Below are 24,673 nucleotides of genomic sequence, written 5' to 3'. Positions count from 1 at the left end.
TCAGGACTGGGTTGTGGCGATGGTGATCGCCGCCAGGTAAACGACGAAGGACATGATCGCGATCGCGCCGATGATGATGACGATGCCCTTGCCGGCGCGTTTTTTCTCGGCCTTGTTTTCATTGGCTTCTGTCGGAAACAGGATCGGATCGCTGGTGTCGCGGATTTTCGTCATGCCGGTTCTCCTTTCGACGGATGTGTCGGGCGGTTTCGGTCTATCAACCGCCCAATCCGCCAAAAGGTTCCTCACGGTTTCAGCGCCCAGCTGGTGGCATGCACCACCGCGCCGGGTGCGGCCTTCAGAAGCGCCGAGCGCACGGGCTCGAAACCTTCAATACGCTTGGTGCCCACATATCGGCCGCGATTGGCGAAGACTTCGATGGAGCCATAATCGAGGAAGATGCGGATGCGGGATGCCTTCGCTCCCTTGGCGATATAATGCGGCGAGGGGCCGTCACGCCCGTCTTCGTGGCGGATCCACAGCCCCTCTTCATCGGAAACGACGCCCAGCCTGACCGCCGGATGATCGAGCGCCAGTTCGAAGGGCGCGCCGGGCGAGGCAAGCTCGAACAATATTTCCACCGCCCCGTTGATGAAGGTGACGCGTTCGCCGGCGGCAAGCCGCGTGCGGTCCAGAATATGACTGCGCAGGCTTTCCGCCGCACCGATGGGCGGGGTCAGAAGTTCGCCATTCACATAATGCAGGCGGCGCGGCAGCGTCATCGAGGTCGGAAAATCGATCTCCGGATTGGCGTCCGCCCAATTGGCCAGCCAGCCCATGCCGATGATGCTGTCGCCATCCAGAAAGGCCTGGAAGGCATAATTATCGGTGCCGAAATCCAGCTCCTGCCCGGTCTCCTTGGTGAAGACCTTGCCGTCGAACCAGCCGACATCGGCCATGGTGAGGTTCTTGCGGCCGGTTTCCGGGTCTTCCGAATGCATCAGACCGTAGACCAGCACCCAGCGGGTGGAGCGGGCATTGGCCGGGCCATCGAGCGGCAGCAGGCAGGGGCATTCGATGGCCGTGGTTTTATAGCGCGTTTCCACCCACAGCTTGCCCACATAGGTCCAGCCCGATGCGGCGGTGGGATCCAGCGTCTCGTAAAGCAGGATGACGCCGCCGCCATCGCTCTGGCTGCCGAGCACCATTTTCCACAGGCCATCGGGACCGCGAAAGACGTAAGGATCGCGGAAATCCGGCGTCAGCCCCTGTCCGTCCGGGCGGTGGCCCAGAATGACCTCGGCCTGTCCGGCCATGATGAGATCGGAAGAGGTGGCGGTGAGCTGGATCTGCTGTTCGGGAATGCGGTCCTGCACCTGCTCGGTGAAGAAGACGCGGATGCCCGTGCCTTCCACCAGCGGAATGGTGGAGCCGGAATAGGCACCGCCGCGCTTGTCCGGCCGTGTCGTCAGATCCTCCGACGGGAAGAGGAAGATCGGCAGGTGCCGCCAGCGCAGATAATCCGACGAGACGGCATGGCCCCAATGCATGGTGTTCCAGCGCAGCCCGTGCGAATAATGCTGATAGAACAGATGCGGCCGCCCCTCGAAACGGCCGAAACCGTTGGGGTCGTTCATCCAGCCGAAGGGCGGGCGGAAGTGATAGCTGCCGGGAAGTTCGGGTGCGGCATTGTCCGGTTTGGTATGGACGACGGTGATGCCGGTTTCGAGCACATCCGACGCTGTGAACCAGTAGATGACGGAAACGGCTGTTGTGACCGTGTCGTAACTCAGCTCCACATGGCCGCCGCCGAAAACCTGATAGATTCGAAAACCGAACTCTTCCGTGTTGACGCTTGAAACTTCGGCGAATTTTCCGTTCTGATTGGAAAAGGACACAGCGCCGGGCTCGGCATCTTTCTTCGCCTTCAGCCAGACATGGAAGGTGGCGTTGACCGGCAGGTCGGTGTGGAGGGTGCGGATGGCGCTTTCCGGCTCGGCGGTTACGGCTTCAACGACGGTCATTCCCGTTCCTTTCGTTGCGGCTATTTTCGTTCAGGAAACGCAACGAATGGGACGAAAGAAAGTTCAACCGCCGCAGCTTTCACTCAAGCCCGCCGTCCGGCCTATTCCTGTGCCGCAGTTTCGTATTTGCCGTCCAGTTCGAACACCAGCCCGTCCGGATGGTAGAAGGTGCGGCCCTCGCCGGAAAAATAGGCCGCGACGATCTGGTTGGTCAGGCGCGAGCCGAAGCCCGTGCGTTTCGGCGCGCTCACCGGCGGGCCGCCCGTTTCGCGCCAGCGCAGTTCGAAACGGTCGTCGCCGTCCAATGTCCAGCGAATGTCCACCCTGCCGCTTTCATTTGAAAGCGCACCGTATTTCAGGGCATTGGTGGCCAGTTCGTAAACCGCCAGCGACAGGCCGAGCGCCTGTTGCGGGGCAATCTCCACGTCCGGACCGGAAATCGTCACCCGTGCCCTGTCATCGAGATGCGGATAGACGGAATCGCAGACGAGGGCGATGATGCCGGCGCCTTTGCCCGAAGCATGCATGAGGTTCTGGGCGTTGCCCAGCGCGGCGATACGTTTCTTTATGGTGTCGCGTGCCTCTTCCAGCGTCTGCGAATGGCGCATGGTGGCGCTGACGACGGCGGTGGTGATCGCCATGGTATTCTTGACCCGGTGGACGAGTTCCCGCCGCAACAGCTCTTCCCGCTTGCGGCTTTCCACCGTCGCCGTCGTTTCGATCGTGATGTTGATCAACCCGGCGACCTTGCCGTTATCGTCATAAAGCGGGCTGTAGGAAAATGTCCAGTAGGTGTCTTCCGGATAGCCGTTGCGATCCATGATGAGATGCAGGTCTTCGGCAAATGTGCCCTTGCCGGACAAGGCGGTCTCCACAAAGTGCTTCACATCGTCCCAGACATCGGACCAGATGACATGGAAAGGCTTGCCGAGCGCCTCCCGTTCCTTGAGGCCCAGAAACGGCCGGTAGGCATCGTTATAGATGATGTTGAGGTCCGGCCCCCAGAACAGGCAGATCGCGTGGCCCTGCTTGAGCATGGTCTGCACCGTGGTTTTCAGCGCAACCGGCCATGTGTCCGTGGGTCCCGCCGCCGTCGATGCCCAGTCAAAAAGCCGGATGGCTTTGCCCATTTCACTATCGTCATCGGGGAAATGCGGCACGAACTCATCCTGTAGCACGGGGCTGATTACTGCATCTATGTAGGGACTAATACCCCCCGAGTTCAAACTGAATTTCTCTAAAGCTTGGCGCGGCCTGTCGAATTTGCCGCTGGCACCCTCGCAACCGGGCGCAAAAACCGCCATATCAGGCAAAAGCAGGGAGTTTAACCGTGATCAGATTCGACAATTCCTATGCCCGCCTGCCGGAACGGTTCAGCGCCGCCGTGCTGCCGACGCCGGTGAAGGCGCCGCGCCTCATCGCCTTCAATCGCCCGCTGGCCGATGAACTCCTTCTCGATGTGGCCGGCCTTGACGATGAAAGGCTGGCGGCGATCTTTTCCGGCAATGTCGTGCCGCAGGGGGCAGAACCACTGGCCATGGCCTATGCCGGCCACCAGTTCGGCGGTTTCGTGCCGCAGCTCGGCGATGGCCGCGCCATTCTGCTCGGCGAGGTGATCGACAAAAACGGCAAACGCCGCGATATCCAGCTCAAGGGCTCCGGCCCCACGCCGTTTTCGCGCAGGGGCGACGGGCGTGCGGCGCTTGGCCCCGTGCTGCGCGAATATATCGTGTCGGAGGCGATGTACGCGCTCGGCATTCCCGCCACGCGGGCGCTGGCGGCCGTTCTCTCCGGCGAAAGGGTACAGCGTGAAGTCGGCCTGCCGGGCGGCGTCTTCACCCGTGTTGCGGCAAGCCATATCCGTGTCGGCACCTTCCAGTTCTTCGCGGCGCGCGAGGATGACGAGGCGATCAGGAACCTCGCGGATTATGTGATCGACCGCCATTATCCCGAGGCGAAAGGCGCCGATAATCCCTACCTCGCCTTGCTGCGCGGCATCGCTGACAGGCAATGCGACCTCATTGCCCGCTGGATGATGGTGGGCTTCATCCATGGCGTGATGAATACCGACAATATGGCGGTTTCCGGCGAGACCATCGATTTCGGCCCCTGCGCCTTCCTCGATGAATACCACCCCAACAAGGTCTTCTCTTCCATCGATGCGCAGGGCCGTTACGCCTTCAACAATCAACCCGGCATCGCGCAATGGAACATCGCCAGGCTGGCGGAATGCCTGTTGCCGCTGCTCGATCCGCAAGTGGAAAAAGCCGCCGAACGCGCCAATGCCGTTCTGGCCGATTTCGCCGCCGCCTTTCCCAAACGCTGGCTCACCGGCATGCGCGAAAAGCTTGGCCTGACGACAGAGGAAGAGGGCGACATCGATCTGGTGCAGGCGCTGCTGGCGCTGATGCAGGCATCGGAAGCGGATTATACGCTGACCTTCCGGCGCCTCTCCCATGCGGCAAATGGCGATGCCGAGCCGTTTCGCGGCATGTTCATCGATATTGCCGGAGCGGATGAATTTCTGGCGCGCTGGCGGGAGAGAGCCGGGCGTGAAGAACTCTCCGATGCCGACAGGTCAAAGGCAATGCTTGCCGTCAACCCGGCCATTATCCCGCGCAACCACCGTATCGAGGAACTGATCGAAGCGGCGGTGGAAGAGGATGATTTCGAACCCTTCCATGCCATGCTGGCGGCACTGGCGACGCCCTTCGAGGAGCGGCCGGACAATTTCGTCTATATGCAGCCGCCGATGAGCCATGAGCGTGTGTTCCGGACGTTTTGCGGGACATGAGCGCAAACTGGTCCGCTGCTTTCGAACGAGCGGGCGCCTCCTTCGCCTTCTCCCCGCCGGGGAGAAGGTCGCGGCAGCGGGATGAGGGGGTGAGGGTAGAGATATCAGGAGAGCTAGCCCCCTCATCCGACCCTTCGGGCCACCTTCTCCCCGGCGGGGAGAAGAAACCAGAGGCGATGCTGTGTCCTTAAATCACCCAACCTTGGCCAGCGGCTCATGCGAGCCATAATACCGGCCAAACCGGTTCTCGAGGAATTTCGGCAGGGCCACTTCCTCCTGCCGCACAAAACCCTTCTGCGGCAGGGTGCCTTCGGCCAGCAGATCGAGAACCGTGCAGATGCCGGCGGCGGTGGTGATCTGGATGGCGCTCATCATCCGGCCGGAAACCGGGCCGGCATAGACCTTGTTGGCGTAGGTTTCCTGCAGGAAGCGGCCGTTGCGGGTGCCGCAGACGGTGACGAAGACGATGACCACGTCCTGCATGGTGCCGGGCAGGGCGTTTTCGAACAGGTCCTTCAGCACGTCGCGACGGTTGCGCAGGTTGAGGTCGTTCAGAAGTGCCTTCATGATCGCCACATGGCCGGGATAACGGATGGTGCGGTAATTCATCGTCCGCACCTTGCCCTCCAGCGTGGCGCAGAGTGTGCCGAGGCCGCCTGACGTGTTGAAGGCCTCGTAGGTCACGCCGTCGAGCGAAAATTCCTCGCGCTCCTCCAGCGCCGGAACGGCGGTGAGGCGGCCTTCGACGATGGCTTCGCAGGGCTCGATATATTCGTTGATCAGCCCGTCCGTGCTCCAGGTGAGGTTGTAGTTGAGCGCGTTGGACGGATATTGCGGCAGAGCGCCGACGCGCATCCTGACGCTGTCCAGCTTGTCGAACTTGGCGGCGAGATCGGCGGCGACGATGGAGATGAAGCCGGGCGCGAGACCGCATTGCGGAATGAGCGCCGTCTGCGCCGTTTCCGAGAGCGCCTTGACCTTGCGGGTGGATTCCACGTCTTCGGTCAGATCGAGATAATGGGTGCCGACGGCGACGGCCGCCTCCGCAATGCCCGCCGTCAGGTGGAAGGGGGCGGCGGAGAGCACGGCGAACTTGCCCTTCAACAGTGCTTCCAGAGCGGGACGGTCGGTGATGTCGACGATTTCGGTATCGACGCGTTCATGCGCCGGCACATTCGCCAGCTGATCGGCCGAACGGTCGGCGACCGTGATGCGATAATCGCCCGATGCGGCCAGCATCCAGGCGATGGCCGAACCGATATTGCCCGCGCCGATGACGACAATGTTTTTCATGTTTTTGTTCCCCGCAGTAAATTCGCATGTGTCTGCGCAACGAATGCGCTTCAAAGACAGAATGCCAGCTTTTATTGACGATTCGCAGCTTCATTATGCGCAGATGGTGGTCTATTATTGAACAGTTAGACGACAGGATTGGTCACTATGACGATCGCCGACAAGGACCGGGCGCTGCTCGCCCTGCTTTCCGAAAATGCCCGCATGCCGGTGGCGGAACTGGCGCGCAAACTTGGCCTTTCCCGCACCACCGTGCAGGCCCGCATCGAGCGGCTGGAGGCCGACGGGGTGATCGCCGGTTATGGTCTGAGGCTTTCGGAAAGCTATCTTTCCGGGCTGGTGCGCGCCCATGTGCTGATCACCATCGCACCCAAGGCGCTGCCCGGCGTGACGGCCGCACTTGCCGCCATCAAGGAGGTGACGACGCTGCATTCGGTGAGCGGCACGTTCGATCTGATCGCGATTTTGGCCGCCCCCTCGATCCTCGATCTCGACCGGTTGATCGACCGCATCGGTGCCTTGGACGGCGTGGAGCGCACGCTGTCGTCGATCATTCTGTCGACGCGGATTTCGCGGTAGGGGATTTTGGGTGTGCGGCAGGCGCAGCGCTGGCTGTTACTCCGGGCGCTCTCTTCCTCCTCATCCCTGTGCTTGTCACAGGGATCCAGCCGACGCGCGTCTGCGCGGCGGAGAGAGTCCTTTCAGCCCAAGGACTTGGGCTGGCTGGATTCCTGTGACATCCTCGGGCTCGTTCCGGGGAACAGGAATGAGGGACGTATCGGTAGCCGCGCCTCCATTTAAGCCACCGCCCGCTCATCATAGGCCTTCTGCGCCGCCAGCACCGCGTCCATATTGCCCTCCGCCCAATGGGCAATCGCCGCGACCGTGTCGGTCAGCGTCCGCCCCAGCGGCGTCAGCGAATATTCCACCGTCACCGGCACGGTCGGGAAAACCTGCCGGGAAATCAGGCCGTCGCGCTCCAGTTTCTTCAGCGTCTGCGAGAGCACCTTCTGCGAAATGCCCTTGATCTCCCGCCGCAGCAGGTTGAAGCGCACGGCGTCCACCCGCAACCGGTCGAGGATCAAAAGCGCCCATTTGTCGGCGATCCTGTCCAGCACCATGCGGGTGGGGCAGCGGTCTTCATAAACGTCATAGATGCGTTCCATGGTCTCGTTCCGTTGTTTCAGGGCATCCTTCGGGAGAAAGCCGGTTTCCGCAAGGATACCAGATAACCGAAAAGTGCTCTCTTTTCATGATTTCTCCAACGCAGTATCTGTGTTTTCGAAACATGGTTTCCATTAGATACTAAGGAGATTTGAGATGACAGGCAAGATACTCGTAATCGGTTCCACCGGCACCATCGGCACACCGCTGGTGAAAACGCTCCTTTCCAGGGGCGAAAGCGTGAAGGCGGCCTCGCGCAGTGGCAACGCCACGGGCGGCGCGGAAGGCCTGCGCTTCGATTATACCGACCGCGCCACCTACGCTGACGCCTTTGACGGCGTTGACCGTCTGTTTCTGATCCTGGCGGGCGGACGTCTGGATGCCATCGATGCGCTGACGCCGGTGGTCGAGGAGGCCGCGCGCCGTAAGGTGAAGATCGTCTTCCTCAGCGTCCTCGGCGTCGATGCCGACGATTCCATTCCCTATCGCCAGATCGAGCTGAAGATCATCGCTTCGGGCACGTCTTACGTCATCCTGCGCCCCAACTGGTTCGCCGATAATTTCCACAGCTACTGGAAGGCCGGCATCGACCACGGCCAGATCGCCGTTCCCGCCGGCGAGGGCAAATCAAGCTTTATCGATGTGCGCGATATCGCCGACAGCGCTGCCGCGGCGCTGACCTCTGACGCCTTTAATGGCAAGGCCTTCAACCTGACCGGTCCGAAAGCCTTCGGTTACGGCGAGGCAGCCGCGATCATTTCAACGGCGATCGGCAAGCCGGTGTCTTACGCCGCCGTTTCGGATGAGGTCTTTATCGGCATTCTCACCGGTGCGGGCGTGCCGAAGGATTATGCCTCTTTCCTGGCCTCGATCTTTTATCCCGTGCGCGAAGGCTGGACGGCGGTGGTGACCGGCGATGTCGAAACACTGACCGGCCATGCGCCGCGTTCGCTGGACACCTATATCGCCGATAATCTGGACCGGCTGAAGGGCTGAGGCTCAAGGCAGGCCCGCCGCGCTCACGCCGGATCGGTGGAGCCGCGGCGGGCCTTGAAGAACATCTTCAGCCGCTGGATCTCCTCGGGGCTCCAGCCGCCCGGCGCGGTCACTTCGGTCCATGCATCGATATAATGTTCCGGTGCATAGACATGGCCATAGCCTATCGGCGCCGTGGTGGCGGCGGCGACATCGAGGCCGAGCTGCAGCAGGGTGACGACCGGGAACCAGCGGAAGGATGTGGAAACGTCGGGCCCGTGATGCGCCATCCATTGCGGCCGCCGGTAAAGCGAGGCGGCCTCGAAGAAGGTGATCGGGTCGCTCGCATATTGCAGATAGACGATCCGCATCGGCCCCCACGCCGCATCGGGCATATGGGCGGTCGTATATTGGTTGGCGAAGCGGATGACGGAGGAATCGCGGAAACGCGGCAGCCATTCCGGCGTGCCCTTCACCCGGCCATTGGTGGCCATGCGCCATGTCGGGCTGGAAAAGGGCGGGCCGCTCCACAAAGCGCCCTGGAAGGGGTCGGAGAGCACATCGTAAAGATCGGAGGATTTCTGCGAATTGAGCGAACCGAGGCTGAGGCCATGCAGGTAAAGCTTCGGCCGCGTTTCCTTCGGCAGGGTGGTCCAGTAGCCGTAAACCGCCTCGAACAAAGCGCGCGCCGTCTCGACACCGTAATCCGGCTCGGTCAGCAGTGCGATCCAGCTGGAGAGATAGGAATATTGCACGGCGACGCTGGCGATATCGCCGTCATGCAGATATTCGACCGTATCCAGCGCTTCCGGGTCGATCCAGCCGGTGCCGGTGGGAATGACCACCAGCAGCACCTTACGCTCGAAACCGCCGACCCGTTTCAGCTCCTCCAGCGCCAGGGCCGCCCTTGCTTCCGGTGTCGAAGCCGAGTTGAGGCCGGCATAGACCCTGAGCGGCTCCTTTGCCGGACGATGGGTGAAGGCGGATATCTCTGTGCCATCAGGGCCTTCGGCGACGAATTCACGCCCGCGCCGACCGAGCGATTCCCATGTCATCAGTGAGGCGCTGCTGCCGGTTTTGAGCGCATCCGAGGGACGCGGCACGTCGGGCTCGATCAGCGCATCCACCTGTTTCAGCGAGGAATCGGCAAATCTGAGGCCGATATCGAAAATCAGCCCATTGAGCAGCATCCATGAGAGTATGATTGCCACCGCGATACCGAGCACATTGGCGAGCCGGCGCGGCAGGAAATGGCGGCTGCGCGCGGCAAAAAAGCGGCGGATAAGCTGGAACAGCCGGCCCGCACCGATAAGGATCGCGGCGACCAGCACCGCAAGGCCGCCGGTCTTGGTGGGATGGGCGCTGGGCAGCGGATCGAGTTCCATCAGCACGCGGATGGAATTCTGCCAGTCCTTCGCCTGCCACAAAAATGCAATCGCGGTGATGGCGGCGGCAAGCGCGATGAGAAAACGAATGCCGCGGACATTGTGACGCGAGGGTTCGGGCAGTTCCAGATAGGTCCAGAGTGCGTGCAGGGCGACGCCGATCAGATAGCCGATGGCAAACGAAAATCCGCACAACACGCCCTGCATCAGCCATGTGCGCGGCAGCAGCGAGGGGGTGAGCGAGGCGCAGAACAGAATAGTGCCGAAGACGATACCGGTTGCCGAAAGACCCGCAAACAACCGCTCAACCCATTGTTTCACCAACTTGACTCGCCCCTTCTATCCACCGCTTGCGGCGCGAGTGTAATATGTGGCGGGGAAGGGTGCAAATCCTGTGAGAAGGATAAAAATCACAATCATAGGAAAATAATCCTTTACACCGTGACGGTGATTTGATAGTGTTTGGTTACGGTCGGAGATTTGCGGCTGAACGGTGATGGTTGTCCTTGGATTGCCTGTGGCGCTTTCTTCACCACCTCATTCCTGTGCTTGTCACAGGAATCCAGCCAGCCCAAGTCTTTGGGCTGAAAGAAAGTCCCTCCGTCGCGCAGACGCGCGCCGACTGGATTCCTGTGACAAGCACAGGAATGAGGGTGAGTGAGGTGCATGCAAATGTGCCTTGTGCCCACGCTCCTCTTTATCTGCTCTTTCTCTCGCAGGCCAATCCCATGACAATGTCCAACAATTGCGATCCGGCGCTCTACGGCGTCTGGCCGGAAACGCCCGCCTATGCGGGTGAGGACATGCCGGAAGCCGCGCCCGAGACCAAATCGCGGGCCGACAGGCAGGCCGCCGAAGATGCGGCGCGCAACGGCAGCCTGCGACAGTTGCTGAACGAGCTGACGGAGGAGATGCGCGATCAAGTCTGCATGTATCGCAATCTTCGGCAGTCGGGCGAGGCAGGGCTTCTGCCTGATGCCGACGATACGGACGCCAAGCAGGCCCGTACCGATGTGAAAGTCGCGACGGATCAGCTGTCGCTCATCGTCCGCACGCTGGAACGAATCGACGCCCTGCAACGGGTGCTGGCGGAGGAGAGGCAGGCGCTTATGGGCGAGGATGAAACCCGGACGCAGGATTACGAGGCGGCGGTGGCGCATTTCCTCAGCCGCATCGATGAACTGGCCGAGCAGAAATGCCGCGAGAGGCTGGAGGCGATGGCTGCGTCCGACACTGGGGCGGGGGTCTGACTGAAGCATGGCCGAAGTTTTGACCGAAGCGCGCCTTCAGGCGCAGGTCTTCAACCTCCTGCGCGACTGGCGTTTCATCGGCAACCTGCCGCAGCAGCCGCCGGAGGGCGACTGGCGGACGTGGCTGCTGATCGGCGGGCGCGGTTCCGGCAAGACCCGCGCTGGAGCGGAATGGGTGCATCATGTCGCTTCCACGGGCAAGCAGTCGGATCTGCGCATCGCGCTCGTTGCGGAAACGCTGGGCGACGCCCGCGAGGTGATGATCGACGGCATTTCCGGCATCTGTCGCATCGCCCGCCGCTGCCGTCCCGCCTTCGAGGTGTCGCGCCGGCGGCTCCTCTGGCCGAATGGTGCGTTGGCGCAGGTATTTTCCTCGGAAGACCCGGAAAGCCTGCGCGGCCCGCAGTTCCACATGGCCTGGGCGGATGAGTTGGGCAAATGGAAATATCCGCAGGAAACCTGGGACATGCTGCAATTCGGCCTGCGTCTGGGTGAGATGCCCCGGCAACTGGTGACAACCACGCCACGGCCCATTCCGCTTTTAAAGGCGCTTCTTGCCGATCCCTCGACGCGCGTGGCACGGATGCCGACGGCTATCAATGCACGCAATCTCTCGCCCGGATTCCTCAAGGCCATGCAGGACCGTTACGGCGGCACGCGGCTGGGGCGTCAGGAAATCGGCGGTGAACTGATTGACGAGCGCGACGGCGCGCTGTGGAAGCGCGCCGATCTGGAAGCGATCATCGAGGCCGCACATGAACCGCTGGCGCGGATCGTGGTGGCGGTAGACCCGCCGGCAGGCGTCGGTGAACATTCCTGCTGCGGCATTGTCGTGGCAGGGCTCGGCATGTCCGGGCGTCTGACGGTGCTTGCGGATTGTTCGGTGGAAGGCGAAACGCCGGCCGGCTGGGCCCGGGCCGTGGTTGCCGCCTTTCGTCGCCACGAGGCGGACCGGGTGGTGGCTGAAGTCAATCAGGGCGGCGAAATGGTGCGTGCCATGCTGCAGAGCATCGACGCCAACCTGCCGCTGACCCTGGTGCGCGCCAGCCGCGGCAAATTCACCCGCGCCGAGCCGGTCGCCGTACTTTACGAACAGGGCAGGGTGCGCCACGCCGCACGGTTTGAAAAACTCGAAGACCAGATGACGGATTTCGGGCCGGATGGTCTTTCGTCGGGGCGTTCGCCGGACCGGCTGGATGCGCTCGTCTGGGCGATAACGGCGCTGACGACGATGGTGGTGAGTGAACCGAAGGTGCGGGGGATGTGAGGTCGGTGATTATTGGCTCCCGCGAATGAGAGCCAATGACCGGTCGAGCGGATGCCCCCTGTTTCTTCTCCCCGCCGGGGAGAAGGTGGCGCGCAGCGCCGGATGAGGGGCCACGGTCAATATATGCGGAGACAGTAGAGATATCTGGAGATGTTGCCCCCTCATCTGACCCTTCGGGCCATCTTCTCCCCGGCGGGGAGAAGAAAAGTGAGGCACCGTCATTGCCCGAATTCGGACGCCTGACGGGTCTTATTTCTTCGGAGACTGCGCCGGCTTCGGCTGGGAGCCGGTCTCACGCATCTGGCGCCACTCGTTTTCGAGACGGTCATAAACGGTCTGGGGGATTGTCGCTGTCATGGTGGCATTCCTCCTTGAATGGTTAACGCTGCGGAATTGCGCGGTGAATGGAGTTAGCGCGCTAAGGTTCCGGAATTCAAGGAATTTTTTACCCCAAAACCCCGGCCTGCGGATTAAAATCGATTAAGGTTTTTTCAAATCGATTTAGTTCCGGCGGCCCGGATGTGGAAAAACCGGGCGTCATATCGCCCATCATTTTCAGGAGCTGTCATGGCCTATGACGAGGCGCGATTCTTCGCGTCGGCGCGGATTTCCATTTTCGGCGGTCGCCTGCGCGTGGCCCAGCTTGCCGGCACGAAAACGATGCTGGCAGGGTTCGAAAAGGCGATGCCGGGCGGCGATCCGCGCTGGCTCGCCTATATGCTGGCGACGGCCTTTCACGAGACGGCGGCGACCATGCAGCCGGTGCGCGAGACATTGGCGGCAAGCGATGCCGAGGCGATGGCAAGGCTCGACCGCGCCTTTGCGGCGGGCAGGCTGCCCATGGTGCGCAAGCCCTATTGGCGGCCGGACACGGAGGGGAAAAGCTGGCTGGGGCGCGGCTTCGTGCAGCTGACCCATCGGCGCAATTACGAGGCCATGTCGGTGCTGACAGGCGTTGACCTTCTGGAACGTCCCGAGCGGGCCATGGAGGCGGAGGTGGCCACCGCGATCCTGATCCACGGCATGGCGGGTGGCGGCTTCACCGGCCGCAGGCTCTCCGATTTCTTCGGTGACAGGCGCGAGGATTGGGACGGTGCACGCGCCATCATCAATGGCTGCGACCGGGCGCGGCTGGTGGGCGGTTACGGGCGCGCATTTCATCATGCGCTTGTCGCGGCGCGGATTGAACCCGGGCGGGCCAGATGATAACCCGTTACACGGTGCCGAAAGGCCGTCTTCGAAGTTTGCATGACAGGTGACACCGTGATCCGCCATATCGTCTTTTTCACCGTTCCCGAGGAAAACCGCGACGCCGTGCGCAGGGGGCTTTCCGGCCTGACCGCGATACCGCATTCGCTGAAACTTGAAATCGGCGAGAACGTGAAGAAGGACCAATGGGGCAACTCGGTCGATTTCATCGTCTATGGCGAGTTTGAAAACGAGGCGGCGCTGGCGGCCTATAAGGCCGACCCCGCCTATGATCTTTCGACCCGCACGGTAAAGCCCCTGCGCGAAACCCGCGTTGCCGCCGATTTCGACAGCGATACGGCGGTGAAAGCGCCGATCCGGTAAACGTCCGGTTTCGCCGAAGTCGGCGCGAGATATTGCCGCTGTGCGGACAGGGTGCCTTACGCGCGACGTCATCCTTGGGCTTGTCCCAAGGATCTGATCACGTCCAATAAAATCGAGACGTTGCAGATGCTCGGGAAAGGCCCGAGCATGACGAAAGAGAGCTTTCAGGGCTTCGTCAGAAATTTCGGGGTCTAGCCTGTCGGTGAAAACCCCACACGGGCGACGCCGCAGGACTCGACGCCGCGCGCCATCAAAAAAAGGACAACCCAATGCGATTTCCCTTCTCCCTGCCGCGCAAGCGCCCGGCGGATGGCAGAGCCGTGCCTGAAGGCCGGAAAATGGCCGAAGGCTTCATGGCGGTTGCGGTGCAGGGCGGGCAGGCCTTCTGGTCCGGCCGGTCCTATGCCGCGCTTGCCCGCGAAGGCTTCATGAAAAACCCGGTCGCGCACCGCGCCGCCCGCATGGTGGCGGAGACCTCGGCTTCCGTCAGCTGGCTGCTTTATGATGGCGAAGAGGAACTGGCCGACCACCCGCTGCTGGCGCTGCTTTTAAAACCGAGCGCCCATATGGGCGGGCCGGATTTTTTCGAGGCGCTTTACGGCCACCTCATGCTGGCCGGAAATGCCTATATCGAGCCGCTGACGGTGGGCGGGCGGCTGCGCGAGCTGCATCTCCTGCGGCCCGACCGGGTGAGCATCGTCGAAGGATCGGATGGCTGGCCGGTGGCCTATGATTACCGCGCCGAGGGCCGCGCCTTGCGCCGCATCGCCGCCGAGCGCGACGGGCTGGGGCTGCTGCATCTGAAACTTTTCCATCCGCTGGATGACCGGGCGGGTTTTGCGCCGCTCGCCTCTGCCGGTGCCGCTCTCGATCTGCACAATGCCGCAAGCCAGTGGAACAAGCGCCTGCTCGATAATTCCGCCCGGCCCTCCGGCGCGCTTGTCTATCAGCCGAAGGAGGGCGGCAATCTGTCCACCGAACAATATGAGCGGCTGAAGCGCGAGCTGGAGGAGGGCTATCAGGGGGCGATGAATGCCGGCCGGCCGCTGCTTCTGGAAGGCGGGCTGGACTGGAAGGCCATGGGTCTTTCACCGCGCGACATGGATTTTCTGGAGGCACGCAACGGGGCTGCCCGCGATATCGCGCTGGCGCTCGGCGTGCCGCCAATGCTGATCGGCATTCCCGGCGACAATACCTATGCGAATTACCAGGAAGCGAACCGCGCCTTTTATCGCCTCACCGTCCTGCCGCTCGTTTATCGCACGGCGGCGAGGTTGTGCGGCTGGCTTTCTCCGGTCTTCGGTTCTGGGCTGAGGCTCGAACCCGATCTCGACAGGATCGCCGGGCTTTCCGGTGAGCGCGATGCGCTCTGGGCACGCATCGGCACGGCCTCGTTCCTCAGCGACGAGGAAAAACGCGAAGCCGTCGGTTATTGAGCGGGCGAAACCGCGCCCTCAAAGCGGGTTGCGTCTGCTCAATCATTTTCTGAAGAAGCGGACTCTCCTTGTGAGCTCTTCCGCCCAAGCGATTCCGAAGATTCGCAAAAACACCCATCGCAGGCGCGCAAGAAGCGCCTGCGGGCGGCGCGGTGCGTGCGCCCGGTTTCAACATTCTAGAACGGAATGATTACCCATGTCTGAATTCGCCAATGAGGCCGGCATCTGGGCCGCCCGCATCACCGGCGCCGTGGCGGGTGCCGGCGTATCGCTCGTTTATCTCCTGCCGAAAAGCAAACGCGAGGCCGCGAGCCGTTTTATCACCGGGGTTTCCTGCGGCATGATCTTCGGCGGGCCGATCGGCCTGTGGATCGTGCAGCAGCTCGATATTGCCGGCGCGCTGTCGGGCCGGGAAATCATGGTGGCAGGCTCCGCCGCCGCCAGCATGGGCGCCTGGTGGGGGCTGGGCGTGCTGGTGCGCATCGCCGACCGCTACGGTGCGCGCCCGCGCGCCTGATACTTCCTTCACATCGCAGGAGTTTTCCATGCACGTTTATCGCGGGCCGCGTCCCGCCACGCGCAAATTCGCCAATCTGGAGCTGCGCGGCATCGCCAGCGACGGCACCTTTTCCGGTTATGCCAGCGTCTTCGGCGAGGTCGATCTCGGTCAGGATGTCATCGAGCGCGGCGCTTTCCGCCGCTCCATCGAGGAGCGCGGCGCGGCCGGTATCCGCATGCTTTACCAGCACGATCCCACGGAACCGATCGGCGCCTGGCGCACCATCCGCGAGGATGAGCGCGGCCTTTATGTCGAGGGTGTTCTGGCACCGGGCGTCGCCCGGTCGCGGGAGGTGCATTCGCTGATGAAGACCGGCGCACTGGACGGACTGTCAATCGGCTTTCGCACGGTGCGTTCCAGTAAAGAGGGGCGTTCCGGTAAGGAGGCGCGCTCCGGCAAGGCGGCCGGCTCAGGTGTCCGGCGCATCCTGGAAGCCGACCTCTGGGAAATCTCGGTCGTGACCTTTCCGATGCTGCCTTCGGCGCGGGTCTCCGATGTCAAACACGCCCGCTTATTCCGCGACCGCGAGACCGAGCTGGTGCGCAGCATGCGCCGCGCCGCCCGCTCGCTGTTCGAAACGACATTCAAACGCTGACTTCCGGACAATCACCCACAAGGAAACGATATGACAGAGCAGATGACGAAACCCGCCCCGATGACCGTCGCGCCGCAGGTGAAGGCCGTGCCCGATACGGTGACGGCCGCCTTCGACGAATTCATGGAGGCCTTCGAGGCCTTCCGCGAGACCAATGACCAGCGGCTTGCCGATATCGAGCGCAAGATGGGGGCGGATGTCGTGACCCGCGACAAGCTCGACCGCATCGACAGGGCGCTCGACGATAACCGCAGGATCATGGACGATCTCGCGCTCAAAAAGGCGCGCCCGGCGCTCGGGAAAAAGGCGGCGCTCTCGCAGGATGCCGAGGAGCACAAGGCGGCTTTCGAGGCTTATATCCGCCGCGGCGAGGAGAGCGCGCTGCGTGATCTGGAGGCCAAGGCCTTCGCCGGTTCGACCGGAGCCGGGACCGATGGCGGCTTTCTGCTGCCGAACGAGACGGATGGCGAGATCGGCCGGCGCATGACGGCGATTTCGCCGATCCGGGCGCTCGCCACCGTGCGGCAGGTTTCCGCCGCCGTGCTGAAAAAACCCTTCGCCGCCGGCGGTCTCGCCACCGGCTGGGTCTCCGAAACGGCGGCGCGCCCCGAAACGGCGACGCCCAAGCTTTCCGAACTGACCTTCCCGACCATGGAACTCTACGCCATGCCCGCCGCCACCCAGGGCCTGCTGGACGATGCCGCAGTCGATATCGAGGCGTGGATCGCCTCCGAGGTGGATATCGCCTTTGCCGAACAGGAGGCCGCCGCCTTCATCGCCGGTGACGGCGTCAACAAGCCCAAGGGTTTCCTTTCCTATACCGCCGTCGCCAATGATGGCTGGAACTGGGGCAATATCGGTTATGTCGCAACCGGCGTCTCGGCCGGTTTCGCCTCGGCCGGGCCGATGGACGTGCTGCTAGACGCCGTTTATGCGCTGAAGGCCGGCCATCGCCAGAACGGCACCTTCCTGATGAACCGCAAGACGCAAGGGGCGCTGCGCCGCTTCAAGGATACCAGCGGCGCCTATCTCTGGCACCCGCCGGCCGCCGCCGGCCAGCCCGCCTCGCTGATGGGCTTTCCGGTGACGGAGGCGGAAGACATGCCGAATTTGGCGGCCAACAGCTTCGCCATCGCCTTTGGCGATTTCCGCGCCGGTTATCTCGTCGTCGATCGCACCGGCGTGCGTATCCTGCGCGATCCCTATTCGGCCAAACCCTATGTGCTGTTCTACACCACCAAACGCGTGGGCGGCGGCGTGCAGAATTTCGAGGCGATCAAGCTGGTGAAATTCGGGGTGAATTGACCGCAGGCCTTGCGGCCCTTTCTTCTCCCCGCCGGGGAGAAGGTGGCCCGAAGGGCCGGATGAGGGGGCTAGCTCGCCGCATATCTCTACCGTCGCCCCCTCATCCCGCTGCCGCGGACTTCTCCCCCTCGGGGAGAAGAAACAAGCGGCACCCGCTCGCTAATGCGACTACCTTTCTTCCGGAGACCCCATGACCTATGCCCTCATTCATCCGCCGCTGACGGAGCCGCCAACGGAGCCACTGACGCTCGCCGAGGTGAAGGCGCATCTGCGTCTCGACGATGGCGATGAGGACGTGCTTCTTGCCGCGCTCATCCGCACCGCCCGCGAGCATCTGGAACGCACGACCGGGCTTTGCCTCATCCGCCAGACCTGGCGGCTCTATCTCGACCGATGGCCTGAGAACGGCGTGATTCTGATTGGCAAGACGCCGGTGCAAGCCATCGAAACGATTCTGGTTTTTGACGGTGAGGGGCGCCCCTCAGATATCACCGCCGGGGAGAAATTGCTCGACGGGGCAGCGCGCCCGGCAAGGCTGTGGCTGCGCGATCCGCCGGCCCCCGGACGGGCGATAAACGGCATCGAGATCGATTTCATTGCCGGTTTTGGCGAAGCCGCAACGGATGTGCCGGACACGCTGAAACGCGCCATGCTGATCCATGTGGCGCAGATGTTCGCCTTTCGCGGCGTAGTCGCCCCGGAAAACCAGCCTGCCGCCATTCCCGCCGGTTACGAGCGGCTGGTGGCGCCCTTCTGCCGTCTGGGGCTCTGAGACATGAACCTGGTTTTTCTCGATCCCGGCAAGCTGACGGCACGGCTGGAACTGGAAGTAAGGGCCGACACCTCGGACGGGCAGGGCGGCGCGAAGGAAAGCTGGAATTTCCTGCGGTCGCTCTGGGCTGCGATCGAACCCGTTTCGGAGGCGTCGCATGAACGGGCCTCGGCCGAGGGCGTAACGATCACACATCGCGTCTGGCTGGCTTATCGCGGTGACATCACCGCCGGCATGCGTTTTTGCAAGGGCCGCCGCATTCTGGCGATCCGGGCGGTGATGGACCCGGATGAGACCCGCCGCTTCATCGTCTGCCGCTGCGAGGAGGAAAGCCGATGAGCGCCGCCAACCCGCTTCTGCAGGCGATTTTCGCAAGGCTTGGCAGCGATGCGGCGCTGATGGCGCTCATCCCCGGCGGCATCGTCGACCGGCTCCTGCCACGCGCGGTGTTGCCCTGCATCGTCTTCGGCGACCTAGAAAGCCGTGACTATTCCACGGCGACGGAAAAGGCCGAGGAGCATTTTCTGTCACTGCAGATATGGAGCGATGCCAATGGCCGCAGGCGCGCAGGCGAAATCCTCGAACGGGTGAAGAACCTGCTCGATGATGCGGCGCTGCCGCTTGCCGGCGTCTCTCTTGTCAATCTGCATCTTCTCTCCAGCCGCTCGCGGCGCGAGGCGAAGACCCGGAATTTTATCGCGGAAATGCGCTTCAGGGCGGTGACGGAGTAGCGCCTTTTCAGGAACCCTGTCTGCGCACGGTTCGCCACAGAACGATGAGCAGCAGAAACGAAATGCCGATCAGCACGGAGGCGATGGTGAGCATGGCGGATACGCCGCCGCGATCGAGCGCCAGCGTAAAAATAACCGGCGCAACGGCAATGGCGAGGTTCTGTGGCAGAGAGATACGCGCGGCCTGAAGCCCATAGTCTTCCGGGGAAAATACCGCCAGCGGCAATACGGCCCGGCTGACGGTGAGCACACCCGCACCAAAACCGAAGAAAACGATGAAACCGATGAAGGCCGGCATGGCCGGGGCAAAAACGAGCAACAGCAGCAGGGAGAACAGCAGCAGACAGAAGCCGATCATGGCGGTGAGGAAGGGATTTCCATGTTTCCCGAGCAGGAAATCCAGCCCGCGCGCCGTAATCGCAAGGACGCTGCGTGCGGATGCCAGCTGCACCGCAAGCGACTGTGTTGCGCCGGCCTGAACCAGAAGCAGCGGCAGGAGCGGTGAGAGGCCGAAGGTGGTAAAGGCGCTGATCGTCGTCATAGCGGCCAGCAGCACGAAGGCGCGCCGTGTATCGATCGGGGAGGGCGATATCGCGGCCGCTTCTTTCGGCATCACCGCTTTTCGGGCCGGACGGCCGGGAAGCACGAAGAGATAGAGCGGCAGCAGGATGAAGATTTGCAGACAGGCATAAGCGGCAAGCGTGCCGCGCCAGCCGAGATACTGATCGGCAAGTGTGGTGACCGGCAGAAAAACCGCCGCCGAAAGCCCGGTGAACAGCATCAGCAGCGTCAGCAGCCGGCCGCTTTCCGCGCCCACACGTTCCACCACGGCCGCATGGGCCGCCGTCGTCAGGCCGCAGGTCGCGGCAAAACCCATCACGGCCCAGCCGAAGAGATAGCTCACTGTCCCGCCCGCAAAGGCGAGCACGACAAAACCGGCCGAGAAGAACACGGAGCCGGCCGCCAGCACCGGCGCCGCGCCGTGGCGCATCAACATTCTTCCAAGCAGCGGGCCGCACAGGGCGCTGATGGTCATCATGATCGTGAGGCCGGCGAAAACCACGCCGTTGGTGATGGCCAGTTCCTTGCCGATCCGTGGTCCGAGCACGGCCAGCATATCGAAACCACTGCCCCAGCTCACGATCTGCCCGACCGCAAGCACGCCGATAAGGCGCGCGCGGGACGTCAGGGCGGTGGCGTCGGACATGGTGAGATCGCGGGGTGCGAGGTGCAGGAATGCTTTTGGTAGCAGGCGCATCGTGGCCCCGCAACAGCAATCGAGACGAAAGGAAACATCATGGTGGCGCAGAAGGGCAAGGACCTGCTGCTGAAGATCGACAATGCCGGTTCCCCCGCGACCGTCGCGGGGCTGCGAACAAAGCGGTTGGCCTTTAATGCGCAGGCCGTCGATGTGACGGATGCCGAAAGCGCCGGGCGCTGGCGCGAGCTTCTGTCCGGCGCCGGCGTGCAGCGGGCATCGCTGACGGCCTCCGGCATCTTCAAGGATCAGGCGAGCGATGCGCTGGTGCGCGGCGCGTTCTTCGCCGGGACCATTCCGGGCTGGCAGATCGTCATTCCCGGTTTCGGCACGATAACCGGGCCGTTCCAGATCGTGGCGCTCGAATATTCCGGCCGCCACGATGGCGAGGTGCAATTCGAGATCGCGCTGGAATCGGCCGGTCTCCTCACATTCGGAGCGCTGTGATGGCTGAGCGTTTGCGTTACGGGCGGGCGAACCGCCATCGCGGCGAGATCGAGGCGCTGATCGACGGCGAAAGGCGCATTCTGTGCCTGACGCTCGGGGCTCTCGCCGAACTCGAAACCGCCTTTGCAGCCGATGATCTGACCGCGCTCGCCCAACGTTTCGCGAGCGGCCGCATGAAGTCGGCCGATATGATCCGGGTGATCGGCGCGGGCCTGCGCGGCGCGGGCAACGTCTTTTCCGACGAGGATGTGGCCGCCGCCACGGTGGAGGGCGGCATTGCCGGCCACGCCGCCATCGTCGCCGATCTTCTGACCGCCACCTTCGGCGGGTTGAAAGGCGAGACGCCGCCGGACCCTTGAGCGCCGCAGCAGGCGAAGCGACGCCGCGCCCGTTCCCCTGGGCGGCGGTGATCCATGCCGGCTTCTGCCTGCTGCGGCTTTCTCCTGAAACCTTCTGGCTGATGACCCCGAGGGAATTCTTCGCGATGACGGGCGGCAACACCGTTCCCCGCGGCCCGGACCGTCAGGCGATGGAAGCGATGATGCGGCGGTTTCCGGATGGATAACGACGTCAGGGCATTTTTCGCGGACGGCCGCCCTTCGCGCCGTTCGCCCGACTGGCTGCCGTCTTGGCCGGAGAGCGGGATTGCCCGCCCTTTCGCTGCGTTTCCATGAATGTGCGACTGCCGAAAATACCGTTCATCAGGCCGCTGATCGTATAGTCGACATCGAGGGTTTCCCAATGCAGGCCCGTCTCGCCGAGCAGCTCGACATCGGAAAGCTGTTCGGCGGTCGCGTCTTGCAAGCCTTCGACCGCTCGTGCGGGAAACATGAAGCAGGCGCCGTTGGCGAAATCGACGATGATACGAGCCGAGGCCGTTTCGAAACGCACGGAAACCGGAATGGGACGCCCGGCGCGCTCATTTTGCCAGCGTTCCCTGGCGGCGGCGAGTTCGGCGTCGCTGATCTCAACCATGATATCGTCTCCAGGTTTCCATAAACAGCATCCGGTTTTCCTCGATGACGGCGACGGCGCGTCGCACATCCCGGTCCGACATGCCGCCCTGCGTGAGAACGGTGAGGCTGACGATGTCGATACGGGCTTCACCCTCTCCATAATAGACATGGGCATGCGGCGGCTCGTGATCGGCCGTGTAGATGACAAAACGCATGCCATGCTGGCGCAGAACCGTGACCATGAGAACCATAACCCAAGAAGTTGGGTTTTAAAAGAGTGTGGGTTGAAACAGCGGTTTTTGAGAGCTGTTTCAGCACCATGCATTCCCCAGTTGAATCAGAAAGGCAAGCGCGATGGCGGGCGAAAGATCGATGGCGGAGAGCCGGGAAGAGGCGGAGGCGCTTTCCGAGGTGATGGGGGATCTGGAACGGCGCTCCGAGCGATTTGGTGCTGCCTTGACCTCGGCCCTGCAGGCGGCCGCGATGGGCGGCAAGGGGCTGGACGATGTGTTGCGCGGGCTTGGGCAGCGATTGTCGGGCATCGCGCTTTCGGCCGGGTTGAAGCCGCTGGAGAGCATGATCGGCAACGCCGTCGGCGGGCTGCTGAATGGCGGCGGTTCGCTGTTCGCCTTCGCCGATGGTGGGGTGCCGGGACGTGGCATCACGCCTTTTGCCGATGGCGGCGTGGTCTCCAGCCCCGCCTTTTTTCCGATGGGCGGCGGGCTTGGCCTGATGGGGGAGGCGGGGGCGGAAGCGATCCTGCCGCTGAAGCGCGGTTCTGATGGCGCTCTCGGCGTTGCCGCACCGTCCGGCGGCGGCGGGGCGCAGATCGTTTTTAACGTGACGGCGACGGATGCTGCAAGCTTTCGGAAAAGCGAGGGCCAGATCGCCGCCATGCTGGCGCGCAGCGTCGGGCGTGGCCAGCGGGGATTGTGACGCACGCGCTCCCTCCCGCTTTTCAGGACCATCGAAAAGAATCCAGGAACAACGACATGGCGGCATTTCATGAAGTGCGGTTTCCGCTGCGGCTCGCGCTTGGCATAAGCGGCGGGCCGGTGAGGCGGACGGATATCGTCAACCTCTCCAATGGCCGGGAGAGCCGCAACCAGCGCTGGCGGAACGCCAGACGCAGCTATGATGCCGGATCCGGTATCCGCTCCGTCGCCGATCTTTATGAGGTGCTCGCCTTTTTCGAGGCGCGGCGCGGCGAGCTTTACGGTTTTCGTTTTCGCGATCCCGTGGATTGCAAATCCTGCCCGCCGGGAGAGACGCCCGCCGCGACCGATCAGAGGATCGGCACCGGTGACGGGGTGACGGTGGGTTTTCAGTTGCTGAAGACCTATGCCGATGCGGGCGGCGCGTTCTCGCGCCGGATTGAGAAGCCGGTCGAAGGCTCCGTCATGGTTTCGGTCGAGGGGGTGAAGGTCGAAGCGGCCGATGTGGCGGTCGATCCTGTTACCGGCATGGTCGCGTTCCGTGCGGGGCGGGCGCCGCCCGCCGGCGCCGCGATCCGCGCCGGTTTTGAATTCGACGTGCCTGTTCGTTTCGGGATCGACCGTATCGATGTGAACCTGACCGCTTTCGAGGCGGGCCGCATTCCCTCCATTCCACTGATGGAAATCCTGCCATGAAAACCATTCCTGCCGCCCTTGCCGGGCATCTCAGGCAAGATGCGACGACCACATGCCATTGCTGGAAGGTGACACTGAAGGACGGCGTGGTGATCGGCTTTACCGATCATGACCAGGCGATATCCTTTGCCGGCACGTCCTACCTTGCCGCCAGCGGCTTTATGGCCAGCGATAGCGACGGCGAAACAGGGCTGGGCGCAGGCGCCGGGGAGGTGACCGGCGGTTTTTCGAACGAGGCGATTGCGGAGGGGGATCTCGCCGCCGGGCGTTTCGATGGCGCAAGGGTGGAGCTTTTCCTCGTCAACTGGCAGGCGCCTGAGCAGCATGTGCTGCTGAACAGGCGCGAGATTGGCGAGGTGACGCGGGCCGGCGGGTCGTTTCGCGCCGAACTCCGCAGCCTTGCCCATCGCCTCGGCCAGCCGCAGGGCAGGGTCTATGGGCGACGCTGCGACGCGGCACTGGGTGACCGGCGTTGCGGTGTCGCTCTGGCGCGGTTTACCCACCATGGCAGCGTTACGGCGGTGGGTGCCCCGGGCGATCTGTTCGTCTCCGGGCTCGATGCTTTTGCCGATGGTTACTTCAGTCGGGGGAAGCTGCATTTTCTGACCGGCCTGCTTGCGGGCAAGGGGTTTGATCTCGACGGGCATGCCCGGCGTGACGGCGGTGTGCTTCTGTCCTTCTGGCTGATGCCGGAACAGATGCCTTCGCCGGGAGACAGGTTTTCCATCACCGCCGGTTGCGACAAGAGTTTCGCCGCTTGCCGGGAAAAATTCACCAATCATCCGAATTTTCGCGGCTTTCCGCATCTGCCCGGGGCGGATTTCGCCTATTCCTATGCGAGCGGCGGCCAGAGCCATGACGGTGGAGCGCTGTTCCATGATTGACACCGGAGAAAGGGTGCTGGCGCTGGCCGAAGACTGGATCGGCACGCCCTATCGGCATCAGGCCTCGTTGAAGGGGGTCGGTTGCGATTGCCTTGGTCTCATCCGCGGCATCTGGCGCGACCTTTACGGTCACGAACCGGAATCGCCGCCGCCTTACGCGCCCGATTGGGCCGAACGGGGCGGGGAGGACCGGCTGATGGCTGCCGCCCAACGGCATTTTCTGATGGTTCCGGGCATGGAAGCGGCAAGGTCGGGAGACCTGCTTTTGTTTCGCTGGCGGGCCGATGCGGCCGCCAAACATCTCGGCATCCTGGCCGGCCCGCAGCATTTCATCCATGCCTATGAACAGGCGGCGGTGGTGCGTTCCGCGCTGGTGCCGGGCTGGCGGCGGCGCATTGCCGGGACTTTTCGTTTTCCCGATCCCTGATTTTTCGA

At 62.9% G+C, this 24,673-nt stretch carries 30 protein-coding genes; 21 read left to right on the top strand and 9 right to left on the bottom strand.

Translation table 11 applies throughout. The annotated features are described in order from the left end of the window. From AC5YUO_RS03095 to AC5YUO_RS03085, 3 genes are all read right to left on the bottom strand, one after another. A complete protein-coding gene (locus AC5YUO_RS03095; RefSeq protein WP_400811684.1) occupies positions 1-174 on the bottom strand; it encodes a hypothetical protein in 174 nt (57 codons plus the stop codon). A 71-nt stretch (positions 175-245) separates the two neighbouring features. Continuing rightward, positions 246-1,964: a glycoside hydrolase family 32 protein gene (locus tag AC5YUO_RS03090; protein ID WP_496154209.1), complete on the bottom strand. Its 1,719-nt coding sequence runs from the start codon at positions 1,962-1,964 to the stop codon at positions 246-248. Positions 1,965-2,065: 101 nt separating this feature from the next. Further along, positions 2,066-3,124 carry a sensor histidine kinase gene (locus tag AC5YUO_RS03085; RefSeq protein ID WP_496154208.1) on the bottom strand — a complete coding sequence of 353 codons (1,059 nt, stop codon included), beginning with the start codon at positions 3,122-3,124 and terminating at the stop codon, positions 2,066-2,068. A 173-nt stretch (positions 3,125-3,297) separates the two neighbouring features. On the opposite strand from AC5YUO_RS03085, the gene AC5YUO_RS03080 reads away from it, so the two are divergent. Beyond that, entirely contained in the window at positions 3,298-4,758 is a 1,461-nt protein-coding gene (locus AC5YUO_RS03080; protein ID WP_496154899.1) for a protein adenylyltransferase SelO, read from the top strand. Positions 4,759-4,950: 192 nt separating this feature from the next. On the opposite strand, the gene AC5YUO_RS03075 is transcribed toward AC5YUO_RS03080, so the two are convergent. Further along, positions 4,951-6,051 (bottom strand): saccharopine dehydrogenase family protein, encoded by a 1,101-nt coding sequence (locus tag AC5YUO_RS03075; RefSeq protein ID WP_400811690.1) that lies wholly within the window; start codon positions 6,049-6,051, stop codon positions 4,951-4,953. A 147-nt stretch (positions 6,052-6,198) separates the two neighbouring features. Here AC5YUO_RS03075 and AC5YUO_RS03070 point away from each other — a divergent pair, with 147 nt between their 5' ends. Further along, positions 6,199-6,630: an Lrp/AsnC family transcriptional regulator gene (locus AC5YUO_RS03070; protein ID WP_052817598.1), complete on the top strand. Its 432-nt coding sequence runs from the start codon at positions 6,199-6,201 to the stop codon at positions 6,628-6,630. Positions 6,631-6,848: 218 nt separating this feature from the next. On the opposite strand, the gene AC5YUO_RS03065 is transcribed toward AC5YUO_RS03070, so the two are convergent. Further along, positions 6,849-7,217 (bottom strand): winged helix-turn-helix transcriptional regulator, encoded by a 369-nt coding sequence (locus AC5YUO_RS03065; RefSeq protein WP_400811694.1) that lies wholly within the window; start codon positions 7,215-7,217, stop codon positions 6,849-6,851. A 154-nt stretch (positions 7,218-7,371) separates the two neighbouring features. Here AC5YUO_RS03065 and AC5YUO_RS03060 point away from each other — a divergent pair, with 154 nt between their 5' ends. Continuing rightward, positions 7,372-8,211, top strand: a complete 840-nt coding sequence (locus AC5YUO_RS03060) for an SDR family oxidoreductase (protein WP_496154207.1) — start codon at positions 7,372-7,374, stop codon at positions 8,209-8,211. Positions 8,212-8,234: 23 nt separating this feature from the next. Here the strand turns inward: AC5YUO_RS03060 and AC5YUO_RS03055 are convergent, their stop codons facing one another. Then, positions 8,235-9,875 carry an alpha/beta hydrolase gene (locus AC5YUO_RS03055; protein ID WP_496154898.1) on the bottom strand — a complete coding sequence of 547 codons (1,641 nt, stop codon included), beginning with the start codon at positions 9,873-9,875 and terminating at the stop codon, positions 8,235-8,237. 428 nt (positions 9,876-10,303) lie between these two features. Here AC5YUO_RS03055 and AC5YUO_RS03050 point away from each other — a divergent pair, with 428 nt between their 5' ends. The 11 genes from AC5YUO_RS03050 to AC5YUO_RS03000 all read left to right on the top strand — a co-directional run bounded on the left by AC5YUO_RS03050 (position 10,304) and on the right by AC5YUO_RS03000 (position 19,062). Then, the gene (locus tag AC5YUO_RS03050; RefSeq protein ID WP_496154206.1) at positions 10,304-10,825 is read left to right on the top strand and encodes a hypothetical protein; all 522 of its coding nucleotides are present in this window, start codon (positions 10,304-10,306) and stop codon (positions 10,823-10,825) included. 7 nt (positions 10,826-10,832) lie between these two features. Beyond that, positions 10,833-12,092, top strand: a complete 1,260-nt coding sequence (locus AC5YUO_RS03045) for a DNA-packaging protein (protein ID WP_496154205.1) — start codon at positions 10,833-10,835, stop codon at positions 12,090-12,092. A 567-nt stretch (positions 12,093-12,659) separates the two neighbouring features. Further along, positions 12,660-13,298 carry a hypothetical protein gene (locus AC5YUO_RS03040; protein ID WP_496154204.1) on the top strand — a complete coding sequence of 213 codons (639 nt, stop codon included), beginning with the start codon at positions 12,660-12,662 and terminating at the stop codon, positions 13,296-13,298. Positions 13,299-13,355: 57 nt separating this feature from the next. Next, a complete protein-coding gene (locus tag AC5YUO_RS03035; protein ID WP_003522330.1) occupies positions 13,356-13,664 on the top strand; it encodes a Dabb family protein in 309 nt (102 codons plus the stop codon). Between the two features lie 269 nt (positions 13,665-13,933). Next, positions 13,934-15,100 carry a phage portal protein gene (locus tag AC5YUO_RS03030; protein WP_496154203.1) on the top strand — a complete coding sequence of 389 codons (1,167 nt, stop codon included), beginning with the start codon at positions 13,934-13,936 and terminating at the stop codon, positions 15,098-15,100. A gap of 196 nt (positions 15,101-15,296) precedes the next feature. Then, the gene (locus AC5YUO_RS03025) at positions 15,297-15,617 is read left to right on the top strand and encodes a DUF6107 family protein (RefSeq protein WP_020808622.1); all 321 of its coding nucleotides are present in this window, start codon (positions 15,297-15,299) and stop codon (positions 15,615-15,617) included. Between the two features lie 28 nt (positions 15,618-15,645). Then, positions 15,646-16,254 (top strand): HK97 family phage prohead protease, encoded by a 609-nt coding sequence (locus AC5YUO_RS03020; protein WP_496154202.1) that lies wholly within the window; start codon positions 15,646-15,648, stop codon positions 16,252-16,254. 30 nt (positions 16,255-16,284) lie between these two features. After that, positions 16,285-17,559, top strand: a complete 1,275-nt coding sequence (locus AC5YUO_RS03015) for a phage major capsid protein (protein ID WP_496154201.1) — start codon at positions 16,285-16,287, stop codon at positions 17,557-17,559. A 190-nt stretch (positions 17,560-17,749) separates the two neighbouring features. Then, positions 17,750-18,331: a head-tail connector protein gene (locus tag AC5YUO_RS03010; protein WP_496154200.1), complete on the top strand. Its 582-nt coding sequence runs from the start codon at positions 17,750-17,752 to the stop codon at positions 18,329-18,331. 3 nt (positions 18,332-18,334) lie between these two features. Continuing rightward, the gene (locus tag AC5YUO_RS03005) at positions 18,335-18,670 is read left to right on the top strand and encodes a phage head closure protein (protein WP_496154199.1); all 336 of its coding nucleotides are present in this window, start codon (positions 18,335-18,337) and stop codon (positions 18,668-18,670) included. After that, entirely contained in the window at positions 18,667-19,062 is a 396-nt protein-coding gene (locus tag AC5YUO_RS03000; RefSeq protein ID WP_496154198.1) for a DUF3168 domain-containing protein, read from the top strand. The genes AC5YUO_RS03005 and AC5YUO_RS03000 overlap by 4 nt, the downstream gene beginning before the upstream one ends. A gap of 7 nt (positions 19,063-19,069) precedes the next feature. Here the strand turns inward: AC5YUO_RS03000 and AC5YUO_RS02995 are convergent, their stop codons facing one another. Further along, positions 19,070-20,269 (bottom strand): MFS transporter, encoded by a 1,200-nt coding sequence (locus AC5YUO_RS02995; protein ID WP_496154897.1) that lies wholly within the window; start codon positions 20,267-20,269, stop codon positions 19,070-19,072. A 90-nt stretch (positions 20,270-20,359) separates the two neighbouring features. Between AC5YUO_RS02995 and AC5YUO_RS02990 the strand changes: the two genes are divergently transcribed. The 3 genes from AC5YUO_RS02990 to AC5YUO_RS02980 are packed head-to-tail and all read left to right on the top strand — an operon-like array spanning position 20,360 to position 21,332. After that, on the top strand, positions 20,360-20,767 hold the full coding sequence (locus tag AC5YUO_RS02990; protein ID WP_496154197.1) for a phage major tail protein, TP901-1 family: 408 nt from the start codon (positions 20,360-20,362) through the stop codon (positions 20,765-20,767). Continuing rightward, positions 20,767-21,126: a gene transfer agent family protein gene (locus tag AC5YUO_RS02985; RefSeq protein WP_496154196.1), complete on the top strand. Its 360-nt coding sequence runs from the start codon at positions 20,767-20,769 to the stop codon at positions 21,124-21,126. Before AC5YUO_RS02990 ends, AC5YUO_RS02985 begins: the two co-directional genes overlap by 1 nt. Further along, the gene (locus tag AC5YUO_RS02980; protein ID WP_400811731.1) at positions 21,123-21,332 is read left to right on the top strand and encodes a rcc01693 family protein; all 210 of its coding nucleotides are present in this window, start codon (positions 21,123-21,125) and stop codon (positions 21,330-21,332) included. Before AC5YUO_RS02985 ends, AC5YUO_RS02980 begins: the two co-directional genes overlap by 4 nt. Before the next feature lie 5 nt (positions 21,333-21,337). On the opposite strand, the gene AC5YUO_RS02975 is transcribed toward AC5YUO_RS02980, so the two are convergent. Then, entirely contained in the window at positions 21,338-21,742 is a 405-nt protein-coding gene (locus AC5YUO_RS02975; protein WP_496154195.1) for a DUF2442 domain-containing protein, read from the bottom strand. Next, positions 21,735-21,965 (bottom strand): DUF4160 domain-containing protein, encoded by a 231-nt coding sequence (locus AC5YUO_RS02970; protein WP_496154194.1) that lies wholly within the window; start codon positions 21,963-21,965, stop codon positions 21,735-21,737. Before AC5YUO_RS02970 ends, AC5YUO_RS02975 begins: the two co-directional genes overlap by 8 nt. Positions 21,966-22,077: 112 nt before the next feature. Between AC5YUO_RS02970 and AC5YUO_RS02965 the strand changes: the two genes are divergently transcribed. Genes AC5YUO_RS02965 through AC5YUO_RS02950 form a run of 4 tightly spaced genes read left to right on the top strand, consistent with a single transcriptional unit; the run spans position 22,078 to position 24,665 of the window. Continuing rightward, a complete protein-coding gene (locus AC5YUO_RS02965; protein ID WP_496154193.1) occupies positions 22,078-22,659 on the top strand; it encodes a phage tail tape measure protein in 582 nt (193 codons plus the stop codon). Between the two features lie 56 nt (positions 22,660-22,715). Then, positions 22,716-23,354 carry a phage distal tail protein, Rcc01695 family gene (locus AC5YUO_RS02960; protein WP_496154192.1) on the top strand — a complete coding sequence of 213 codons (639 nt, stop codon included), beginning with the start codon at positions 22,716-22,718 and terminating at the stop codon, positions 23,352-23,354. After that, on the top strand, positions 23,351-24,238 hold the full coding sequence (locus AC5YUO_RS02955) for a phage/gene transfer agent baseplate hub protein (RefSeq protein ID WP_496154191.1): 888 nt from the start codon (positions 23,351-23,353) through the stop codon (positions 24,236-24,238). Before AC5YUO_RS02960 ends, AC5YUO_RS02955 begins: the two co-directional genes overlap by 4 nt. Beyond that, on the top strand, positions 24,231-24,665 hold the full coding sequence (locus AC5YUO_RS02950) for a C40 family peptidase (RefSeq protein ID WP_496154190.1): 435 nt from the start codon (positions 24,231-24,233) through the stop codon (positions 24,663-24,665). Before AC5YUO_RS02955 ends, AC5YUO_RS02950 begins: the two co-directional genes overlap by 8 nt. Positions 24,666-24,673 lie beyond the last annotated feature (8 nt).

The organism is Agrobacterium sp. LEGMi-208b (assembly GCF_059511785.1).
The sequence above is the reverse complement of the archived record's forward strand: the minus strand, read 5'-3'. Positions and strand labels throughout refer to the sequence as shown.

Bases quoted from the DNA above. Each gene is read 5' to 3' on its own strand.
- AC5YUO_RS03095 (WP_400811684.1), bottom strand. From the start codon at position 174: ATGACGAAAATCCGCGACACCAGCGATCCGATCCTGTTTCCGACAGAA.
- AC5YUO_RS03090 (WP_496154209.1), bottom strand. From the start codon at position 1,964: ATGACCGTCGTTGAAGCCGTAACCGCCGAGCCGGAAAGCGCCATCCGC.
- AC5YUO_RS03075 (WP_400811690.1), bottom strand. From the start codon at position 6,051: ATGAAAAACATTGTCGTCATCGGCGCGGGCAATATCGGTTCGGCCATC.
- AC5YUO_RS03070 (WP_052817598.1), top strand. From the start codon at position 6,199: ATGACGATCGCCGACAAGGACCGGGCGCTGCTCGCCCTGCTTTCCGAA.
- AC5YUO_RS03065 (WP_400811694.1), bottom strand. From the start codon at position 7,217: ATGGAACGCATCTATGACGTTTATGAAGACCGCTGCCCCACCCGCATG.
- AC5YUO_RS03060 (WP_496154207.1), top strand. From the start codon at position 7,372: ATGACAGGCAAGATACTCGTAATCGGTTCCACCGGCACCATCGGCACA.
- AC5YUO_RS03050 (WP_496154206.1), top strand. From the start codon at position 10,304: ATGACAATGTCCAACAATTGCGATCCGGCGCTCTACGGCGTCTGGCCG.
- AC5YUO_RS03045 (WP_496154205.1), top strand. From the start codon at position 10,833: ATGGCCGAAGTTTTGACCGAAGCGCGCCTTCAGGCGCAGGTCTTCAAC.
- AC5YUO_RS03040 (WP_496154204.1), top strand. From the start codon at position 12,660: ATGGCCTATGACGAGGCGCGATTCTTCGCGTCGGCGCGGATTTCCATT.
- AC5YUO_RS03030 (WP_496154203.1), top strand. From the start codon at position 13,934: ATGCGATTTCCCTTCTCCCTGCCGCGCAAGCGCCCGGCGGATGGCAGA.
- AC5YUO_RS03025 (WP_020808622.1), top strand. From the start codon at position 15,297: ATGTCTGAATTCGCCAATGAGGCCGGCATCTGGGCCGCCCGCATCACC.
- AC5YUO_RS03020 (WP_496154202.1), top strand. From the start codon at position 15,646: ATGCACGTTTATCGCGGGCCGCGTCCCGCCACGCGCAAATTCGCCAAT.
- AC5YUO_RS03015 (WP_496154201.1), top strand. From the start codon at position 16,285: ATGACAGAGCAGATGACGAAACCCGCCCCGATGACCGTCGCGCCGCAG.
- AC5YUO_RS03010 (WP_496154200.1), top strand. From the start codon at position 17,750: ATGACCTATGCCCTCATTCATCCGCCGCTGACGGAGCCGCCAACGGAG.
- AC5YUO_RS03005 (WP_496154199.1), top strand. From the start codon at position 18,335: ATGAACCTGGTTTTTCTCGATCCCGGCAAGCTGACGGCACGGCTGGAA.
- AC5YUO_RS03000 (WP_496154198.1), top strand. From the start codon at position 18,667: ATGAGCGCCGCCAACCCGCTTCTGCAGGCGATTTTCGCAAGGCTTGGC.
- AC5YUO_RS02995 (WP_496154897.1), bottom strand. From the start codon at position 20,269: ATGTCCGACGCCACCGCCCTGACGTCCCGCGCGCGCCTTATCGGCGTG.
- AC5YUO_RS02990 (WP_496154197.1), top strand. From the start codon at position 20,360: ATGGTGGCGCAGAAGGGCAAGGACCTGCTGCTGAAGATCGACAATGCC.
- AC5YUO_RS02985 (WP_496154196.1), top strand. From the start codon at position 20,767: ATGGCTGAGCGTTTGCGTTACGGGCGGGCGAACCGCCATCGCGGCGAG.
- AC5YUO_RS02975 (WP_496154195.1), bottom strand. From the start codon at position 21,742: ATGGTTGAGATCAGCGACGCCGAACTCGCCGCCGCCAGGGAACGCTGG.
- AC5YUO_RS02970 (WP_496154194.1), bottom strand. From the start codon at position 21,965: ATGGTCACGGTTCTGCGCCAGCATGGCATGCGTTTTGTCATCTACACG.
- AC5YUO_RS02965 (WP_496154193.1), top strand. From the start codon at position 22,078: ATGGCGGGCGAAAGATCGATGGCGGAGAGCCGGGAAGAGGCGGAGGCG.
- AC5YUO_RS02960 (WP_496154192.1), top strand. From the start codon at position 22,716: ATGGCGGCATTTCATGAAGTGCGGTTTCCGCTGCGGCTCGCGCTTGGC.
- AC5YUO_RS02955 (WP_496154191.1), top strand. From the start codon at position 23,351: ATGAAAACCATTCCTGCCGCCCTTGCCGGGCATCTCAGGCAAGATGCG.
- AC5YUO_RS02950 (WP_496154190.1), top strand. From the start codon at position 24,231: ATGATTGACACCGGAGAAAGGGTGCTGGCGCTGGCCGAAGACTGGATC.